We start from the raw sequence: 20163 nt of genomic DNA, 5'->3' as shown, positions 1-20163 counted from the left end.
AGCCTAAATGATAAAAAGGTTATGTGCCCCTGCTGGGATCGCATTATTCTTTGTTTTAACCATTCTGGGAGGGAATGCAACAGCAAAGGGATCAGAGGATGGAAAATCTGTATCGAATATTCAGGAAATCGTAGAAAACATGACAATCGATGAAAAAGTCGGTCAAATGCTCATGCCGGATTTTCGAAATTGGCAAAAACAAGGAGAAACGAAGGCGACCGGTTTTATTGAAATGAACTCGGAAGTTGCAAGCATCATCAAAAAATATCATCTGGGAGGTGTGATTCTGTTTGCTGAGAATGTAGTCGATACCGAACAAACGGTTAGGCTAACAGAGGGTTTGCAGATGGCAAGCCCGGATCTGCCGCTATTCATAACGATCGATCAGGAAGGAGGGATCGTAACTCGCCTTCAAACCGGAACGAACCTTCCTGGTAATATGGCACTTGGTGCAGCAAGAAATGAAAGTTACGCTTATCAAACTGGAGTAATCATTGGCAAGGAACTGTCGTCACTTGGCATAAATGTCAATTTCGGACCGTCTGTCGATGTCAATAATAATCCCGGGAATCCTGTTATTGGTGTTCGTTCCTTCAGTTCTGATCCGGAACTTGTATCAAAGCTTGGCATACAAACGATAAAAGGGTTGCAAAATCAGAACATGATAGCGACGACCAAGCATTTCCCCGGACACGGAGATACAGCAGTCGATAGTCATTATGGTCTCCCCCTTGTTTCTCATGATAAAGAACGTTTGCGTTCCATCGAGTTGGTTCCTTTCCAAAGGGCCATCGATGCTGGAGTCGATATGATGATGACTGCACATGTTCAATTTCCAGCATTCGATGACACTAAGTATATCAGTAAAAAAGACGGTCAGGAAATTATGGTTCCTGCAACATTGTCACAAAAGGTCATCACGGGTCTTTTACGTGAAGAAATGGGCTTTGACGGTGTTGTAGTTACAGATGCTTTGAATATGAAAGCCATTGCGGACAACTTCGGACAGGAAGAAGCTGTGGTCCTTGCCCTGAAATCCGGGGTTGATATTGCACTGATGCCTGCACAGGTTAATTCGCTTCAAATGGAAAAGAATATAACATCTGTATTCAATGCAGTGAAGGCAGCAGTGGAAAGCGGGGAAATTCCACTTGGTCAAGTCAATCAATCTGTAACGAGGATACTTGAACTGAAAGGGAAGAGAGGGATATTAAACCCTGATGATACTCCGATCGATAAAAAAATCGAAACCGCGATCAAAGTGGTCGGGAATGAAGATCACTTGGAAAAAGAAAGCAAAATCGCGGAAGATGCCATCACTCTTTTGAAAAATGAAGACAAAACATTGCCTTTCAAACCTAAGAAAAATGATAAAGTTTTAATACTTGCTCCTTTTGATGACCAAGTTGAATCCATGTCCAGGAGCATCAGCGAACTGGCTGATAAAAAGAAAATCAAGAAAGTCCAAATAACGGGCATGAGTTTTTCAGGAAAGTCATTTTCAGATCAAGTGGCCAGGCTCATTGCTGAATCGGACTTTGTCATAACTGGTTCCTATATTGTCAAAAACGATCCGGCTGTCAATGATGGAGTGATAGATGATAGCATTCAAGATTCGTCGGCGTGGGCAACAGCCTTCCCTAGGGCGGTCATGAATCATGCTAAGAAGAAAGATAAAGAATTTGTTTTAATGAGTTTAAGAAACCCTTATGATGTTGCAAATTTTGAGGAAGCGAAAGCGGTTCTTGCTGTTTACGGATTCAAAGGGTATTCGAATGGGCGTTATAGACAGCCGAATATCCCGGCAGGCATCTCGACCATTTTTGGGGAATCAAAACCTAAGGGCACGTTGCCGGTCGATATACCATCAGTAACCAAGCCCAATGAAAGCCTTTATAAATTTGGATATGGATTAGATATTAAATCTGGAAGACCCATAAAAAAATAAGGAGGGATGCAATTTGAAAAGAATGATAATCCTATTTACCATTTGTCTGTTGACTTTCGGCATGGTTTCCTCAAAAAGTGTAACCGCTGTTAAAGAGAAGAAAAAACAAAAGGTCAGTCCCGGTATTGAAGTTCTTTTAAAAGAAGAAAAGAACATGTTAAAAGGAAAGAAAGTCGGCTTGATTACGAATCCAACTGGCATCGATTCTAAATTAACCAGCATCGTCGATCTGCTCAATGATGATCCGGATATTAATTTGACAGCGTTATTTGGTCCTGAACATGGAGTGCGTGGAGATGCGCAAGCTGGTGCAAGCGTTGAATATTATATTGATGAAAAAACAGGGTTGCCCGTTTATAGCTTATATGGCAAAACGAAAAAACCGACGCCTGAAATGTTAAAGGATGTTGAGGTCCTTGTTTTTGATATACAGGATGTCGGAACACGCTATTACACATATATTTACACGATGGCTTATGCAATGGAAGCAGCCAAAGAAAATGATATTCCCTTTATTGTGCTGGACCGGCCCAACCCTCAAGGCGGGGAGTCGGTAGATGGGCCTGTACTTGAACCGGAATTTTCTTCGTTTGTTGGTTTGTACCCAATACCGCTTAAACATGGAATGACTGTTGGGGAACTCGCGACTTTGTTCAATAAGGGATTTAAAATTGGTGCAGATTTAAAGGTCATCAAGATGAAAGGCTGGAAGCGAGATATGGATTATGACGATACTGGTCTTCCTTTTGTCTTGCCGTCACCGAATATGCCAACAGTTTCCACTACGTTCGTATATCCGGCTACAGGCTTGATCGAGGGAACGAATGTCTCTGAAGGCAGAGGAACGACTAAACCATTCGAGTTGATTGGTGCTCCTTATATAAATAGTGATGAGCTTGCTGGGAAATTAAATGCATTAAGGTTACCTGGCGTAAAATTCAGGGCAGCCTCTTTTACACCTACATTTTCAAAACATGCAGGCAAACTCAGCCACGGAGTGGAAATCTATATAACGGATAGAGAGGAATTCAAGGCTGTCCCTACCGGACTTCACATCATCAAGACCATTCAGGATCTATATCCTGGTGACTTCGAATTCCTTGCAGCCAAAAATTTCAATTTATTGATTGGCAATGGCTGGGTAATGTCAAGAATCGAAGAAGGTTCATCAGTAAATGAAATCATGAAAGAATATCAAGAAAAGCAGGATGCTTTTAAAAAGGTGCGTAAAAATTACTTGCTCTATAAATAAGTGAAAAAAGAAAAGTCCGATTGGACTTTTCTTTTTTTATGAACTCCTGAAGGAGGAGAAAATCTCTAAGACTTTATTTCTGGATAAAGCTAAATTTATAAATGAAATGCAGTTCTAAAATGGAAGGAACCGATGTCTAATAGAATATGGGGTTTGCCCTAAATCAGTATGTCAGGAGGAAAGCGGGATGAAAAAATATCTTCAAAAAATTGGACGTTCCTTGATGCTGCCAGTAGCCGTATTGCCGGCAGCCGCCATTTTAATGGGGATCGGTTATTGGATAGATCCAGCGGGATGGGGAGCGGGAAGTCCGTTAGCAGCTTTCTTAATAAAAGCGGGTTCTTCGATCATTGATAATATGGCTATCTTGTTTGCTGTTGGAGTTGCATTGGGGATGTCGAAAGGAAAAGATGGAGCCGCCGCTTTGAGCGGGCTTGTAGCTTATTTAGTCGTAACGACATTGCTTTCCACGGACTCGGTAGCGATGCTGCAAGGAATTGATGCAAAAGATGTAAATCCAGCATTTGTGAAAATAGAAAATGCATTTGTCGGAATCCTCTCGGGCCTTATAGCGGCAGCTATGTATAATCGGTTCAGTAAGGTCGAGCTGCCGGATGCACTCGCTTTCTTTAGCGGTAAACGCCTTGTCCCGATCGTTACTGCGGTGGCCATGTTACTCGTTTCTCTTATATTATTCTTCGTATGGCCACTCATCTACTCCTGGTTAGTTATATTTGGGGAAGGAATAAGTGAATTAGGGGCAGCTGGAGCAGGACTCTATGGATTTTTCAATCGGCTTTTGATACCAACAGGTCTTCATCATGCGTTAAACTCCGTATTCTGGTTCGATGTAATAGGACTAAACGATATCGGTAAATTCTGGGCTGGAACTGGAATAAAAGGGACCACAGGCATGTATCAAGCAGGATTCTTTCCCGTCATGATGTTCGGTTTACCGGCTGCTGCTCTTGCCATGTACCATTCGGCAAAATCACGGAAGAAAAAACAAGTGGCCTCATTAATGCTCGCAGCCGGTTTCGCTTCATTTTTCACAGGCGTTACTGAACCGTTGGAATTTGCTTTCATGTTTGTTGCACCAGCCCTGTTTGTTGTGCATGCTTTATTAACGGGAATATCGTTGGCCATTGCTGCGACTTTCCAATGGACAGCCGGATTCGGTTTTAGTGCAGGATTCATTGACTTTGTTTTAAGTTCAAGATTGCCAATGGCAAATGAACCATATATGCTACTTCTTCAAGGACTGGCTTTTGCTGTCATTTACTATTTCTTATTCCGATTCTTGATAAAAAGGTTCAATTTAATGACTCCCGGCAGAGAAGATGATACAGAAGATGAGCTTGATGACGGAGGAGTGATTGCGGAAGCAGACAGCAGTCATGGCTGGAATGATGAGAGTAAATTCTTTGTAATGGCTTCAGCTATTTATGAGGGTTTAGGCGGAGACGCTAACGTAACATCAGTAGATAACTGCGTTACCCGATTAAGGGTTGAGGTGGAGAATATGGGTGCTGTAGATCAGAATAAAATCAAATCTACTGGGGTTGCCGGAATCCATATCGTGGGTCCCCAAAGCATTCAAGTCATCGTAGGGACACAAGTACAATTCATAGCTGATGAAATTGAAAAGATCCGGCGGCGATAGCTGAAACACTAAAAATCTACGATCAGGATTATATTTTCTGATCGTAGAGATTTTTATGATAAAGTACTTTTATTAACTCTGGCTTAAATTAGAATAAAACGAATCAATGTTCTATAATAGAATGAAGGATTTGCCATGAAGCTTGGAGAATTAGTAATGAAGCTCGTCCGCCAATCATTAAAAATAATTAGGGAATCCTTGGTAATAAAGGCAGTATACATACACGTCAATCTAAAGACACGATCATATAGTGTACGAAGTTTTGAGCAAGGTATATTTTTTTTCGAAACGTTTAGTGTGGGGAGGTTCTGGTCTTGTATAAACAAAAAACCAAAGAAACGGATAGTAGTGTCATTGAGTTCATTGAGAACGTCGATAATCCAAAAAAGCGTGCAGATGCTTATGAATTGTTGGATGTTTTCACCAAAACGACAGGTTATGAGGCAAAGATGTGGGGGCCGAGCATCATTGGGTTCGGTACCTATCATTATAAATATGAATCAGGTCACGAAGGGGATGCACCCTTGGTAGGCTTTTCCCCCCGAAAAGCAAAAATCAGTTTATATTTCTCTCCAGGGGATAAAAAAAGAGAAGAGTTGTTACAGGCTTTTGGAAAACACACTTCCGGAAAAGGGTGTGTGTACATCAATAAAGTGGCAGATATCGATATTAATGTATTGAAAGAATTGATCAATCAATCTGTCAAGTTCTTGAGAGATACATACCCGGATAATGAAATATAATAAAATGTATGTTTAAGAGGAACAAGAAAGCGAGTGGGAACGAAAATGAGAAAAATTAAAGTGGGCATAGTTGGTTATGGATTGTCAGGAGCTACATTTCACGCTCCATTACTAAGTGTTTTAGGGCAGTTTCAAATAACGAAAGTTGTCAGCTCCAAGAAGGAAAAAGTCCAAAAAGATTTGAAAGATGTGGAAGTGGTAAGCAGCTTAGAGGAGATTCTTGAAGACGCGTCCATTGATTTGGCTGTTATTACCACACCGAGTGGTTTGCATTATGAAATGGCCAAACAAAGCTTGTTAGCCGGGAAGCATGTCATCCTCGAGAAGCCGATGGTAGTGGAAGCTTCGGAGGCAGAGGAGCTCATTAAGATTGCCGAGGAAAAGGATCTGCTATTAAGTGTCTATCATAACAGGAGATGGGATAATGACTTTTTGACAGTGAAAAAACTGATGGATGATGGAGTGCTTGGGGAAATCAATACATACCAAGTCCATTATGATCGATACAGGCCTGTGGTCAGGGATAGATGGAGGGAAAAACCAGGCCCGGGATCAGGTATGCTTTTTGATTTAGGATCACACCTCATCGATCAAGCACTGTATTTGTTTGGATTGCCGCAATTCGTTTGGGCAGATGTATTTTCCCAAAAAGAAAATGCCGAAACGGATGATTATTTCCATGTGATATTAGGCTATGAAAAGCTGAGGGTTATCTTGCATTCAGGCTCAATCGTTCCGTATAATGGACCGCGCTATCAGGTGCATGGAAGTAAAGGATCATTTATCAAGTACGGGCTTGATTGCCAAGAGGCCGCCCTAAGTGAGGGGAAAAAACCGATGGATGACACTTGGGGTGCAGATGATCCCGAACACTATGGAAAGCTGGTTACGGTCGAAGGAGAAAATGAGATACATGAAACCATTGAAACACTTCACGGTTCTTATTTAACCTATTACCAGGCAATTGCCGATAGTATATTGAGCGGAAAAAAAGCTCCAGTCACTGCCCACGAGGGGTTATCGGTCATTAAAATCATTGATGCGGCTTTTGAAAGCAGTAAAGGAAAGAAAGCCATTTATATTAAATGAAATTCAATTTTCCCTTATAACAATATGAATTGAGAAAACGGAATGTTAAGCGGCCTTATTTGCAGAAATAAGGTCGCTTTTTATTTTGGTCATATGCATGATTTTCCGAATTATAAGTTAAATCATAACTCGTGAATTCGAATGCTACGTATGAATTGGAGCTGTTTCCTCATAACATTGGAGTGGATATTCGAGAGATTGAGTGTTTACTCGTGAATTCGTGCCATATACTCGTGAAATGGGAGCAAATACTCGTGAGTTTGCCGCATTTACTTGTGAATTCGAATGTTACGTAAGATTTAGTACACTTTCCACATGAAGTCGGAGCGGATATTCAAGGGATAGAAGTATTTAACTGGTGGATATACTTTTTGGAGGATTTAAATTGAAATGAAAATCAAAACAAAAACAAAAACAAAACCCACGAATGGCGGCTGCTACTCGGGGGTTTCGTTTAGGTATAAAACTTGAAATACCTTTTAAGTCCTAGGATAATGCTTTTGCATGAAGAGATCGCTTTTGCCAAGCCATGGTAATCATCAAAGTAATGAATAAGAGGATAAGGCCCAACATGAACGGATAGGTAATGTGGACATCATACATCATTCCGGCAAGTGTAGGTCCGAGTACGTTTCCGATGCTCATATATGCATTATTCATACCCATTGCAAAGCCCTGCTCATTTCCTGCCATCTTGGAAATAAGTGTGTTAAGAACTGGACGTAAGATGGAAGTGGAAAGGAAGATGACCAGTGAAATTAAAAAGAAAATCAGGTAACTTGAAGCAAAAAGTGATAAGAGGAAACCGATGGCTGCAACACTGATAAAGATATTCAGCACATTCACTTCCCCGAAACGGTGTACAATCCGGTCGACGACAAACAATTGTACAATTACACTGACGATACCGGTGGCTGTAACCATGACGGCGATGTCCTTAGGGCTTGAATTGAATTGATTATCAAGATAAAGGCCTATGACAGATTCATATGCCATTAACCCAAAGCTCATTACAAGAGTAATGATGAGTGGGATGAAATAGGGCATTTTCACGGATAAGGCAATCTTCCGAACCATCGATTCGTTTTTTGCATCCATGGCTTGTGTAACCTGTGCCGCTTCGCTTTCTTTTAAAACAAAAATGGAAAATACAACAGCTGATAGGGACACCAGCGCAGAAATCAAAAAGGGAAACTTCAAGCCAAAGTCAGCTAAAAAACCTCCAATTCCTGGACCGACTACAATTCCCAGTGACATGGCGGCAGATACTAAACTATTGCCTTTAGCGCGTTGTTCAAATGTGGTGATATCGGCTACATAAGCAAAAATTGCAGGTATAAGCAATGCTGCCCCGATCCCGCCAATGATGCGTGAAGCATATAATAACCAAATGGAATTGACTGCATAAAAAATAAACATGGATAGTGTCAAACCGACCAACCCATAAATAATCATTTTTCTGCGCCCGAATTGGTCAGTCCATTTTCCGGCAATTGGTGAAAATATAAGTTGTGCACCAGCGAAAATGGCAATCATTAGGCCAGCGGCGGTTCCTCCTTGATTAATAGAGGCCAGATATGCTGGTAAAATGGGAATGATGATACCGAAACTTCCTATTGCTATAAACATATTGATCATGAGGATAATGATCTTTTTGCGTTGTTCTGCTGACATGGACAGCCTCTCTCTCTCTTTAAAAATCAATAACCAATTTAATTCGCATGGTTAATTTTTTGATACGTTAATTATGTTATAGTTTTAGATAGATAGTGTCAATAAGAAAGGATTGTCAAACATGCATTCAAGTGAATTGTATAATTTACATCTAGAAATCAAGGAACTAAGCAGCCTCTCACAGGAATTGGTGGAACCGTTATTGGTTAAATATGATTTAACTTCAGTACAGTATCGCGCATTGCAATTAATTGTCTTGACTGAATCCATAGCAGTTAAAGATGTTTCGAATCATTTGAAAATCAAACCTGCTGCAGGAACTTCACTAATTGACCGGCTTGAACGGAAGAAGTTGATCGAGAGGGTGCACAGTGAGGATGATCGGCGGTTCGTTTTTATCCAATCCACCGAAAGTGGAAGGAAAACCTATCATTCCATAAATAAGTGTTTTGCCAAAATCTTTCGTGACTTTTACAGCGTCCTAAATGAAGAGGAAACGCAACGGCTCAAACAAATCGTTGGGAAACTGACCGAACATGCAGCGTCATGCATAGAGAATGAAATATAGTCTTCCTGACGTGTATAGTTTCCATTATAATAGAAAGAAGAGAGACTATTTACTAAAGCAGTGAATTCCACTGTTTTTAGGAGGTGAATTATCAGAATAGTTAAAAAATAATATCCGGATTGGGCAATCCCCTGAGTATAACGGTTAGTATTCAATGATTCTTTAAAGGATGGAAGAAATCCATTAAAGAAGATATGAATTTTTGAAAATGAATATGTATCAAAAAGGTTAAGAAATTTTTTTCTCAATGACTCATCATGATGAACCAGGCAGAGGAAGTGTGCTGTAAGCAGAGATTCTCAAAAGAAGGAGATGGTAGGTATTATGTTTTCCCCATTAACTCCAATGGATTGGAAACGCAGGGCCATAAAATATTATCCTCATAAAGTGGCAGTCATCGATGAAGAGAAAGAGTTTACATACAAGGAATTCGGGCAGCGGACAGATCAACTTTCCAAAGCGCTGTATTCTTCAGGAATTGAAAAAGGCGACCATATTGCAGTAATGTTGCCAAATACGCATTATATGTTGGAATGTTTTTATGGCATTTGTCAAATGGGAGCGGTAATGGTTCCTTTGAATTATAGACTTGCTGCAGAGGATTTGGAATATATCATCAAGCATAGCGATTCAAAAATGTTAATAGTCGATGAAGAATTCACCGCTCCGATCGAAAAGATCATGACTAGACTTTCATTGGAAAAAATCATTATCGTGCCAGTTGAAGGACATGAAACCACTTTACCTGGAATAGACTATGAAAATTTCATTTTGCATGCAATTGATGAGGCACTGCCAGAGGTTACAATCGATGAAAATCAACTTTTAACCATAAATTATACGAGTGGAACGACGTCAAAACCAAAAGGGGTAATGTTAACCCATCGTGGAAATTACATGAACGCCGCTAATTTCATTTATCATCTTGGAGTGAATCATGATGATGTATACTTGCATACCCTGCCGATGTTTCACGCTAATGGCTGGGGAGGTGTATGGTCGGTAACAGCTACTGGCGGGACTCATGTATGTTTAAGGAAAGTCGATCCCCCACTTATCCTCAAATTATTCGCCCGTCATAATATTACATTATTATGTGGGGCACCCACTGTCGTCAATATGCTAGTGAATGATCCTAAAGCAAAAGAAACAAATATCAAAGTGCGCACAAGGATGGCGACAGCAGGTGCACCTCCAGCAGCAGCGCTTATACAAAAGGCGCAAGAAATCCTTGGTCTGAAAATGATTCACGTATATGGATTAACAGAAACTTCCCCTTTCATCCTATATAACGAGTGGAAGGCTGAGTTTGAAGCTAAATCGGCAGACGAACAAGCAATAATAAAGGCAAGACAAGGGATTGAATTGGTTTTCAATGGGGAAACGATGGTAATCAATCAAGATGGGAAAGAAGTCGCTTGGGATGGAAAGGAACTGGGGGAAATCATTACGCGCGGCAATGTTGTAATGGCAGGATATTATAAGGATCCGGAAAAGACGGCCGAAGCAATTAGGGATGGCTGGTTTCATACAGGAGATCTGGCAGTGACCTATCCTGATGGATACATTGAAATACAGGACAGGGCTAAGGATTTAATCATTTCAGGGGGAGAAAATATATCTTCAACAGAGGTGGAAGGAGTATTGTATAAACATCCAGATGTTTTGGAGGCGGCTGTTATTGCCATCCCAGACGATAAGTGGGGAGAAACGCCTAAGGCAATCATTGTGCTGCACCCCAATGCGGAAGTGACAGAAAATGAGGTCATTACCTTTTGCCGCTCTAAAATGGCTCACTTTAAAGCACCAACAACGGTTGAATTCGTAGAGTCTTTACCGAAAACGGCAACAGGTAAGCTCCAAAAATACCGTTTGAGGGAAATCCATTGGAAAGGAACGAAAAAGGTCAATTAAAGGCTTTCATCATATGAACGGGGTTGTAATAAATTGTTAAAATCAAATAGAGTACGGCAACCAACAAGGCCAAGAATGCATTTAAAAAGCATTCTTGGCCTTTATTATTATGGAAAGCGCCATTTCCTCTGCATTACTGGGAACCATAGAGTAATGAACGAATGCATCCCAATGAAAGGTTTGACTTAGTGCAATATTTATCCGTTATTTTAAATAAACTTGGTTTTTTACCATTAGCATAGAGACAGATGATAAGCGTGTTTTATCGGAAAAAGGAAAAGCATTTTTTCTGGGTAATTAGAGTAGAGACTTACATTAATCATTATTGTGTAAAAATTGGTAAAGAATAGCACGGTAAATTTTAAAAAAACTAAATTAGATCACGATATAAGGAAGAAACTAGAGAGCACAGAGAAAAAATAAGTGAAAATCCATTAAAAATTCTGTAAATTTATTTAAACATTATAACGTTATATTGATTAGTTCAACAAAATATGATAATCTATTTTTGTAAAGAAAAATGAAATGAATTCTCACACAATTCAGTGTAACCGTATACAAAGTATTTGCGATTGATAGGATGTACCGAAAAGGATGAGGGAAATGACAGATACGTTAGTTCTGAAGAATGTAAAGATGTTAGAGGGAAATGCAGCGGATATCATACTGGAAAATGGGATGATTAAAGAAATCGCACTTCCCGGAACTGCAACAGGGGATAAGATAATAGATTATGATCAAAAAGTTTTTATTTCCAGCGGATGGATTGATATGCATGTACATGCTTTCCCGGAATTCGATCCTTATGGTGATAAGGTTGATGAGATTGGATATAAAACTGGTGTAACAACGGTCATTGATGCGGGAAGCACGGGGGCAGATAGGATATCTGATCTCGTTAACAGCTGTGAAAATTCCAAAACGAATGTTTTTGCCTTTCTGAATATTTCGCGGATCGGCTTGAAAAGGATTGATGAGTTATCGGATATTTCATGGCTGGACGAAGGAGAATTAAGGAAGGCAATTTCCAAGTACGGGGATTTTGTAATTGGACTTAAAGCGAGAATAAGTAAAAGCGTGGTTGGTCCAAATGGTGTCGAGCCATTAAAAATCGCTAGGAAGTTCTCGGCTGAAACTGGTTTACCATTAATGGTTCATATCGGTTCAGGGCCGCCCGATATTAAGGAAGTCCTTGAATTACTTGAGGAAAAGGACATTATTACACATTTCCTAAATGGTAAAGCGAATAATTTATTTGATGAAAAAGAAGAACCGCTGCCTGAGCTCAGTAAGGCGATTGAACGTGGTGTCCATTTGGATGTAGGTCATGGAACGGCAAGCTTTTCTTTTAAAACTGCAGAAATGGCGAAAAAGCGGGGAATACGCTTCAATACGATCAGCACCGATATATACCGGAAAAACAGAGAGAATGGACCAGTTTTTAATATGGCTAATGTGCTTACAAAATTTTTGTATCTGGGTTATCCATTAAAGGAAGTAATAGATGCCGTTACGGTCAATGCAGCGGCTTGGTTGCATAAACCCGAGCTTGGCAGGATTGCAACTGGGGATATTGCGAACTTGACCTTATTCTCTATCAAGAATAAGCCGACCCTTTTAATGGATTCCGAAGGAGAAAAAAGGATGGCAGAAAAAAGAGTTGTCGTAAAAGGAGTGGTTATAAATGGAGAATTCATTGAATGCTAAATACGGTTTGAAAAGAGTCATAAATGCCAGCGGAAGAATGAGCATATTGGGTGTCTCTGCCCCAACTGACACAGTGATGGACGCGATGAAAAAAGGTGGGCAAAATTATGTTGAAATTTCTGATTTAGTCGATAAGTCAGGCCAGCATATAGCGAATTTGTTACATTCTGAAGCAGCAGTCGTCGTCAACTCAGCATCAAGTGGAATCGCACTTTCAGTAGCGGCAATCGTTACTGAAGGAAATAGAAGGAAAAGCGAAAGGCTTCATCAAGATCTCATTCAAAAGAATGAAATCATCATGCTGAAAGGCCATAACGTTCAGTATGGTGCACCGGTAGAAACCATGATTTCCCTTGGTGGCGGAAAATTGGTCGAAGTTGGGTATGCAAACGAAGGGAAGGCAGAACATATTGCGGATGCCATAAATGATAATACTTCGGCCATTTTATACGTGAAATCGCATCATGCTGTTCAGAAAAATATGATATCGGTCGAAGAAGCATGGGAAGTGGCCAAAACGAATGACATCCCTCTGATTGTCGATGCAGCAGCGGAAGAGGATTTGGAAAAATATATACAATTCTCCGACTTGGCGATTTATAGTGGATCAAAAGCCATTGAAGGACCTACATCCGGTATCGTTGCTGGCAGAAAAAAATATATCGAATGGGTAAAGGTTCAATTGCACTGTATCGGAAGGAGCATGAAGGTTGGAAAGGAAACTACCTTTGGGCTGCTTCAGGCATTGGATGAATATTTCGTCAAGACGGATAATAGCGAAAAAGAAAAAGCTAGTTTACAAGTTCTCACATCACTTGAATCCATTGAGGGCGTAAAAGTAACGGTAGTTCAGGATGAAGCCGGGCGTGCCATATATAGAGCACGTATTTCCATTGATCCTTTAATAACGGAAACAACGGCGAAGGAAGTGAACGACCGGCTCAGAAATGGGGAAATCGCCATTTACACACGTGATTATGGGATACGCCAAGGCTTTTTCGATATAGATCCGCGTCCATTGCAAGGTGATGATATACATGTCATTGAAGCACAATTAAGAACCATATTAGGAGGAAAACAAGGATGACAAAGATAAATAAACGGTTATTGAATGATCGTGTAGCCTTAAATGTACTTGCAAATAGTGTGGAAAATGCAGTGGAAGTCTTTGAAGCAGCGGAAGGCCATGTATTGGTTGGTGTACTCTCAAAGGATTACCCAACTGTGGAAGCTGGTGTTACAGCAATGAAAGAATACGGGGAAGCCATTGATGAGGCCGTTTCAATAGGTTTGGGTGCGGGCGATAATAGACAGGCAGCGGTTGTCGCAGAAATAGCAAAATACTATCCAGGCAGTCACATTAATCAGGTTTTTCCCGCTGTTGGTGCTACGAGGGCCAATTTAGGTGAGAAGGACAGCTGGATAAATTCACTTGTTTCCCCAACTGGGAAAGTAGGTTTTGTGAACATTTCCACTGGTCCAGTAAGTGCAGGTTCAAGCGAAACTGCCATTGTGCCAATCAAAGCTGCCATCGCGCTGGTTCGCGATATGGGAGGAAATGCATTGAAATACTTCCCGATGAAAGGCCTGAAGCATGAAGATGAATATCGTGCAGTGGCAAAAGCTTGTGGTGAAGAGGGATTTGCTTTGGAACCAACTGGCGGAATCGATTTAAATAATTTCGAGACCATTCTAGAAATCGCATTAGAAGCAAACGTGCCTAAAGTCATTCCCCATGTATATTCTTCCATCATCGATGAAGAGAATGGAAAAACGAATGGGGAGGATGTACGGAAATTATTGGCCATAACGAAAAAATTGGTTGAAAAATATGCCTAAAAGGATTGTGGCATTCGGGGAAGTGATGATGCGTTTGCAGGTACCAGGCCATGAATTGCTATCACAGGCCAACACTCTGCAATACTCCTTTTCAGGCACGGGGGTAAATGTTGCTTCTGCGATGACAAAGCTAGGACATGATGGGTATCTTGTGACAAAGTTACCGGATAACCCCCTTGGCGATTCAGCAATTTCATCTTTGCAGCGCTTAGGAATTGGAAGGAACTTCATCTCTAGAGGTGGCAAATACTTGGGGATGTATTTTTTGGAAAATGGTTTTGGACAGCGGGCGAGCCGTGTCACATATTCCAATCGGCTGGAAAGCAGCTTTAATACAGCCTCCTTATCTGATTATGATATGGATATGGTTTCGGAAAATACCGATATCATCCATTTTTGCGGAATCACGCTTGCAATGTCGGAAAGTGTACGGGAAAGTATGAAGGTCCTGGCCAGAAAAGTCAAAGAAAAAGGCGGTACAGTCTGTTTCGATTGCAATTACCGCCCCTCTTTATGGGAGGGAGGTTATGCTGATGCAAAGCCCCATTATGAAGAGATGCTTTCTTTGGCTGATATCGTCATGATGAATGAGAAAGACGCCCTATATATTTTAGGAATGAAGTCTGAAGGCTCCACAAGGGAAGAACAGCTAATCGAGCTTATCCCTGAGGTGGCAAAGAAATTCAATATTCAGTCGATAGCAGGGACACATCGTTCAATCAACAATGATAATAGCCATACGCTGAGGGGGTATATATACAAGAAAGAAACATTTTACTTTTCCGATATTCTATCATTTTCCGTATATGATAGAATAGGTTCAGGCGATGCATACACCAGTGGAATCTTACATGGTGAATTACGAGGATATTCCCCTGAAAAGACAGTTCGGTTTGCGGCTGTTTCAGGAATGCTGGCATGTACTGTCGTCGGAGATACTCCTTTGGCAACCGAAAAGGAGATACTCTCGGCAATGAAAGGTAAAATGGAAGATATTAAGAGATAAAAGGCAGGAGATTAGGAATGAATGTGAACAGAAAAAATGGACCGATGTATTTACAAATAAAAGAAATATTAAAGGATCGTATTTTACATGGGGTTTATGCCATCGACACAAACATTCCCTCCGAGCCTCTTTTGGAAGAAGAATTTAACGTAAGTAAGGTCACTGTCCGAAATGCCATTAAAGAACTTGTGCAAGAGGGGTATGTTGAAAAGAAAAGCGGTAAAGGCACCCGGGTCATAGCTAATGGTTCCATTGTCAAACTTTCCAAAGGAAAGCGTTTCACAGAGCTGTTGGTGGAGGAAGGGCACACCATTTTAAAAAAGGTGTTAAACATAAGTCATGTTGACCTTTCTTCAGGCTCTAAGCTGCATTCTTTATTTGGTGACCATTGCATAAGTATCGAACGGATATATTTATTGGACAATGAACCTTATATTTACTTTACACATTATGTTTCACTCGATATGAACGAAGAAGATATGAAAGAGGTCCAGATCAATTCTTTGTACCGCTTTTTGGAAGATCAAAACGTCAAACTTGAAACATTCAGAGATGAATTTGCCGTTGATATCGCTCCGGATCACATTTGCGAAACACTAAAAATCGAAAACAATAGTCCTGTACTAAAAAGGATTCGGATTTCAAGTGATGGGGACGGAAATGTTATGGAATACAGTGAAGGGTATTACAATACGGCTAAACAGAACTACATCGTGACATATAATGAGCCGGTACAATAATCCAATTATTGTATCGGAGTGATTGTAAGCGATTTCAATGGGGTGGGGAGAACATATGGATCTATATTTATTAGGAATTACGCTGATAGCGATCGTAATTGTTATTTTGGGGGTATCATGGTGGAAATGGCACGCATTCATTAGTTTGACTGTAGCCAGTTTATTTTTAGCGGTTTTTTCTGGACTGCCGATGGACAAGATTGTAGGAGCATATGAAACGGGTGTAGGAGCAGTCCTTGGTCATCTTATTGGAATATTGGCTTTAGGGACCATCTTAGGAAAGATGATGTCCGATTCTGGAGCCGGTATGCAGGTTGCAGACTTTTTCATTAATAAATTCGGCGTGAAGAACCTGCCATGGGCCATGCTTTTATCTGGTTTCATCATAGGCATTCCGGTGTTTTTCGAGGTTGGTTTAGTAATATTGCTGCCTTTGGTCATTTCCATTCGGAAATCAACCAAGGTGAACATCTTGTTAATCGGTATTCCAGTACTTGCTGGTTTATCGATTGTACATGGGTTGGTACCTCCGCATCCGGGAGCCATGACAGCTATTGGGATCTATAATGCCAACATGGGACACGTACTTCTGTACTCATTGATCATCGCATTCCCGACTGCTGTAATTGCCGGACCTCTATTCGCAAAATGGGTTCAAAAACGGGTTATTCCTGTTGGTGAACCGGAATTGATTCGGGTGGTAACAAAGTCAAGTGGGTTACCAGGGACTGGAGTTTCGTTCTTCATCATCCTTTTGCCTGTATTGTTGATGGTTTTAACTGTCTTGGCACCTTATTTGCAGCTACCAGGCTCCATTGAAAAATTCTTCTTGTTTATCGGAAGTCCGGTGATTGCCCTATTAATCTCCTGTTTTGCAGCTTACTATCTCTTGGGCTACAGACAGGGAATGGACAAATCGCTAATTAAAAAGTTGACGGAAGAATGCTTATTGCCATTAGCCTCCATAATCCTTATTATCGGTGCAGGCGGAGGATTCAAGCAAATTTTGATTGATAGTGGCGTAGGGAATGCAATCGCTTCCATGTCTGAAGAAATTTCTTTATCACCGATCGTTCTTGCATTCCTTGTGGCCGGATTGATTCGGATTGCCACGGGTTCTGCAACCGTCGCTTTGACTACTGCAGCAGGTATCGTTTCACCGGTCGTTGCCAATATGACAGGTGTAAATCTAGAATTACTCGTTATTGCCACGGGCGCAGGCTCATTAATGTTTTCCCATGTTAATGACGCCGGTTTCTGGTTAGTAAAAGAATATATGGGATTGACCGTTAAAGAAACATTCAAAACATGGACAGTCATGGAAACTTTACTTTCCTTCGTGGCATTCGGTTTGGTTTTAATTTTGGATATATTCATTTAGTAAACAAAGTACCTCCTTGATCTGTCTTTGGTGACAGATAAGGAGGCTTTTATTTAGTTATGAACGTACTGGGGAGGGAGTAAATGAATGGCATAGCTCTAAAGGATAGGTCGATTGCGGTAATCAGAAACAAAAGTCAGAATAGGAAATAGAATGACTGTGAAAAGTAATTTCATCCCGAAGACGTTTGTTTTGCCCCTCGAATATATAAGTCTTGACAGAGACTTTTATATTGGAAGATTGACAGCTTCCCGTTTACATATTCATTCTGAATATAATCGAGTAATTCATTGGCATGGTTAGGCTTTTGACGTTTTTCCTGAATATAATGGAGGATTAAAACTTCTATATTCACACACTCACCTTACTTGACAAGTATTTTTTTCCATTAACAATATAACATGGTTATTCAAGAAAATATCATTTTTTGAATATTTTAACTATCGACATATTTATACAAATGATTCGGGCAAGATGGGAAAATGGACAAAATATTATCGGGATATGAAAAAAAGAGCGAAACTTACTGGTATGGACACTTGCTAACTTCTATCCTACCGTCTTTTTTTAAAAACCGGCTCAAGAAAAAACCCTTGAAATTCAAGGGTTGGATAGTTCTCAAAATGATAAAAAATGTTGGCAATGATTTTACTTGGAACTTCAGCTTCATGCTTGTATCTTTTGTAGAGGTATAGGTGATAAGCGCAGCTCTGCAGCTTCTCTCTTAATGGAAAATAAATAAGCTGCCAAACCTAAGATGGCTGTAAAAATCAGCATGGCGATCGATGAACTGAAATCCCCGCCAGACAAGTCACGTAGCCATCCCATGATATAGCTCGAAAAGCCGCCCATGATATTCGTGAATCCAATTAGACCAGCGGCCCGTCCTGCCGTTTCAGGTGTTGAGTATTTTACCATGAGCATATTACTTAAATGGAACACACCGCCTTGACATCCCATTGCCAGTCCCATACATAGTCCGGCCAAAATAGGATTGGGGATGAAAATCGCTACAGATAGAAAGACTGCCGTCAATGAAAAAAGAATCGTGGCCATCAAACTTGGACGTCTGGTTTTGTCAGCCAGAAAACCGCATGCCAAGACAAATCCCAGAGCGAATAGCCAGGAAAGTGAAGTGATGCTCGACATTCCTTCTTTTTCGAATCCTTTTGCTTCAATGAGGTAGGTAGGAAGCCAAATGCTGATTCCGAAAAATAAGAAGGAGCATACAAGCATGCCGAACCAAACAATCCAGAAACGATAATCTTGGGCGAAACTCTTATTCTCGGAGACGGCGGTTTCTTTCACTCCATCATCCGTTTGACGAATGAAAGCCAGTTCCTCCTTACTTATACGGGGGTGCTCTTCTGGTGTATTACGCGTCATAAAGATGAACATCGGGATATTTATCAATAAGTTGAATGCTGCAAGCATAAAGAAAGCTGCTTGCCAGTGGAGTAAAGATATCACGAGCACCAAAACAACGGCTCCCATTGCCGGACCTAAATAGTTGCCGGTCAGCCAAGATGCCTGGGCTCTCCCCAATTCGCGTTTATTAAACCAGTTAGAAATGAATTTCCCTGAAACTGGAATCATCATCCCTTCACCAAAACCAAGAACGATCCTGCTTATTAAAAACATTTCATATGAATTTGCCAGGCCTGACATAATCATCGTGAGTGTCCAAACGAATAAACCGGCAATGGCAGTTTTTCGGGCACCTAATTTATCAATGATGAAGCCCCAAAAAAGATTGGAAACTCCATAAGCAATGGTGAATACAAAAGATAGAAGACCGATCTTTGCATTTTTGTCATCGCCTGTCATACCGAGTGCATGCAAGAATTCAGGATCTGTTTGAATGATGGAAATGCCAACCTTATCAATTTGTCCGAAAAACCAAAAGAAAAAAATTGGAACGGCAATATACAACCATCTTTTTTGCCCTTTTAACATAATACCATCTCCTTGTCGCTTTTTAGCCTTCCTTAAAACACTTACCATTGCGAATAAGTGAATTACGGTTTTCCCTTTAGAAAGGTACTAGTTTTGATTTTTCATTTAAGAGCTTTCCCGCCTTTCTTTATTATTTTGATAGATAATAAGTCACAGAAATGTTTTGTAAGGAAAACAAAGTTTTACTTTCTTAACGATAAATTAAAATATTTTGATTGTCAATTTAATATTTAGACAATTTTCTATCTTTAGAATAAACAAAATTATAAGCGCTTTCACTTGAAAACGAACATCCGTTTCATCCCATTAAGTAAATGGGCCACTATCAAGCAAGGACTTAAAATGAATGAAAATCCATTTCTCTGAGACAAAAAACAAATTATCATTAAAGTATTAAAAATTCTGACTTATTGATATTGAATTTAAAATCAGGAAAATCTATAATTCATTTATATTGTTTTGTATATGAAATACTTAATATGGAAAAAAACATGGTTTGCCAGAAAATATCGGTGTATTAAAATTCTTTATTTGTTTTCATTTGTGAAATTGGTTATATTTGGTTGTATCGAGCTTTTCTATCGATACGACAATTAAGTTAGGCCTTCCAAATAGTTTTATATATGTAAATATGCTTTAATTGACACATATACACTCTATATAAACATGAAGAATAAAGGGTG

General features: G+C 40.2%; 16 protein-coding genes. 13 read left to right on the top strand and 3 right to left on the bottom strand.

From position 1 onward, the window contains the following. Positions 1–7 precede the first annotated feature (7 nt). The 5 genes from ACQKNS_RS01230 (at position 8) to ACQKNS_RS01210 (ending at position 6695) form a co-directional block, all read left to right on the top strand. Positions 8–1948 carry a glycoside hydrolase family 3 N-terminal domain-containing protein gene (locus ACQKNS_RS01230; protein WP_427640810.1) on the top strand — a complete coding sequence of 647 codons (1941 nt, stop codon included), beginning with the start codon at positions 8–10 and terminating at the stop codon, positions 1946–1948. A gap of 13 nt (positions 1949–1961) precedes the next feature. Next, positions 1962–3200 (top strand): exo-beta-N-acetylmuramidase NamZ family protein, encoded by a 1239-nt coding sequence (locus ACQKNS_RS01225; RefSeq protein WP_427640809.1) that lies wholly within the window; start codon positions 1962–1964, stop codon positions 3198–3200. 187 nt (positions 3201–3387) lie between these two features. After that, positions 3388–4863, top strand: coding sequence for an N-acetylglucosamine-specific PTS transporter subunit IIBC (nagE, locus tag ACQKNS_RS01220; RefSeq protein WP_427640808.1), 1476 nt, complete (start codon positions 3388–3390; stop codon positions 4861–4863). A 314-nt stretch (positions 4864–5177) separates the two neighbouring features. Beyond that, positions 5178–5606 carry a DUF1801 domain-containing protein gene (locus ACQKNS_RS01215; protein ID WP_427640807.1) on the top strand — a complete coding sequence of 143 codons (429 nt, stop codon included), beginning with the start codon at positions 5178–5180 and terminating at the stop codon, positions 5604–5606. Between the two features lie 45 nt (positions 5607–5651). After that, a complete protein-coding gene (locus ACQKNS_RS01210; RefSeq protein WP_427640806.1) occupies positions 5652–6695 on the top strand; it encodes an oxidoreductase in 1044 nt (347 codons plus the stop codon). Positions 6696–7181: 486 nt separating this feature from the next. On the opposite strand, the gene ACQKNS_RS01205 is transcribed toward ACQKNS_RS01210, so the two are convergent. After that, positions 7182–8369 (bottom strand): MFS transporter, encoded by a 1188-nt coding sequence (locus ACQKNS_RS01205; RefSeq protein ID WP_427640805.1) that lies wholly within the window; start codon positions 8367–8369, stop codon positions 7182–7184. Positions 8370–8490: 121 nt separating this feature from the next. Here ACQKNS_RS01205 and ACQKNS_RS01200 point away from each other — a divergent pair, with 121 nt between their 5' ends. From ACQKNS_RS01200 to ACQKNS_RS01165, 8 genes are all read left to right on the top strand, one after another. After that, positions 8491–8937, top strand: coding sequence for a MarR family winged helix-turn-helix transcriptional regulator (locus ACQKNS_RS01200; protein WP_427640804.1), 447 nt, complete (start codon positions 8491–8493; stop codon positions 8935–8937). A 324-nt stretch (positions 8938–9261) separates the two neighbouring features. Next, positions 9262–10851, top strand: a complete 1590-nt coding sequence (locus ACQKNS_RS01195; protein ID WP_427640803.1) for a long-chain-fatty-acid--CoA ligase — start codon at positions 9262–9264, stop codon at positions 10849–10851. 603 nt (positions 10852–11454) lie between these two features. Further along, a complete protein-coding gene (locus tag ACQKNS_RS01190; RefSeq protein ID WP_427640802.1) occupies positions 11455–12558 on the top strand; it encodes an amidohydrolase/deacetylase family metallohydrolase in 1104 nt (367 codons plus the stop codon). Continuing rightward, positions 12536–13645: a DgaE family pyridoxal phosphate-dependent ammonia lyase gene (locus ACQKNS_RS01185; protein ID WP_427640801.1), complete on the top strand. Its 1110-nt coding sequence runs from the start codon at positions 12536–12538 to the stop codon at positions 13643–13645. The genes ACQKNS_RS01190 and ACQKNS_RS01185 overlap by 23 nt, the downstream gene beginning before the upstream one ends. Beyond that, positions 13642–14397, top strand: a complete 756-nt coding sequence (gene dagF / locus ACQKNS_RS01180) for a 2-dehydro-3-deoxy-phosphogluconate aldolase (protein ID WP_427640800.1) — start codon at positions 13642–13644, stop codon at positions 14395–14397. The genes ACQKNS_RS01185 and dagF overlap by 4 nt, the downstream gene beginning before the upstream one ends. Further along, positions 14390–15403, top strand: a complete 1014-nt coding sequence (locus ACQKNS_RS01175) for a sugar kinase (RefSeq protein WP_427640799.1) — start codon at positions 14390–14392, stop codon at positions 15401–15403. Before dagF ends, ACQKNS_RS01175 begins: the two co-directional genes overlap by 8 nt. A gap of 17 nt (positions 15404–15420) precedes the next feature. Beyond that, complete coding sequence (locus tag ACQKNS_RS01170) at positions 15421–16143, top strand: GntR family transcriptional regulator (RefSeq protein ID WP_427640798.1); 723 nt, start codon at positions 15421–15423, stop codon at positions 16141–16143. Between the two features lie 55 nt (positions 16144–16198). Next, a complete protein-coding gene (locus ACQKNS_RS01165) occupies positions 16199–17524 on the top strand; it encodes a gluconate:H+ symporter (protein WP_427640797.1) in 1326 nt (441 codons plus the stop codon). A gap of 172 nt (positions 17525–17696) precedes the next feature. Here the strand turns inward: ACQKNS_RS01165 and yppF are convergent, their stop codons facing one another. Together yppF and ACQKNS_RS01155 are read right to left on the bottom strand one after the other, a co-directional pair. Continuing rightward, on the bottom strand, positions 17697–17879 hold the full coding sequence (gene yppF / locus ACQKNS_RS01160; RefSeq protein ID WP_427640796.1) for a YppF family protein: 183 nt from the start codon (positions 17877–17879) through the stop codon (positions 17697–17699). A 311-nt stretch (positions 17880–18190) separates the two neighbouring features. After that, positions 18191–19480, bottom strand: coding sequence for an MFS transporter (locus ACQKNS_RS01155; protein ID WP_427640795.1), 1290 nt, complete (start codon positions 19478–19480; stop codon positions 18191–18193). Between the last annotated feature and the right edge of the window lie 683 nt (positions 19481–20163).

Source organism: Peribacillus sp. NPDC094092 (assembly GCF_050279365.1).
GTDB lineage: Bacteria > Bacillota > Bacilli > Bacillales > DSM-1321 > Peribacillus.
This window is presented reverse-complemented; position numbering and strand designations above follow the sequence as displayed.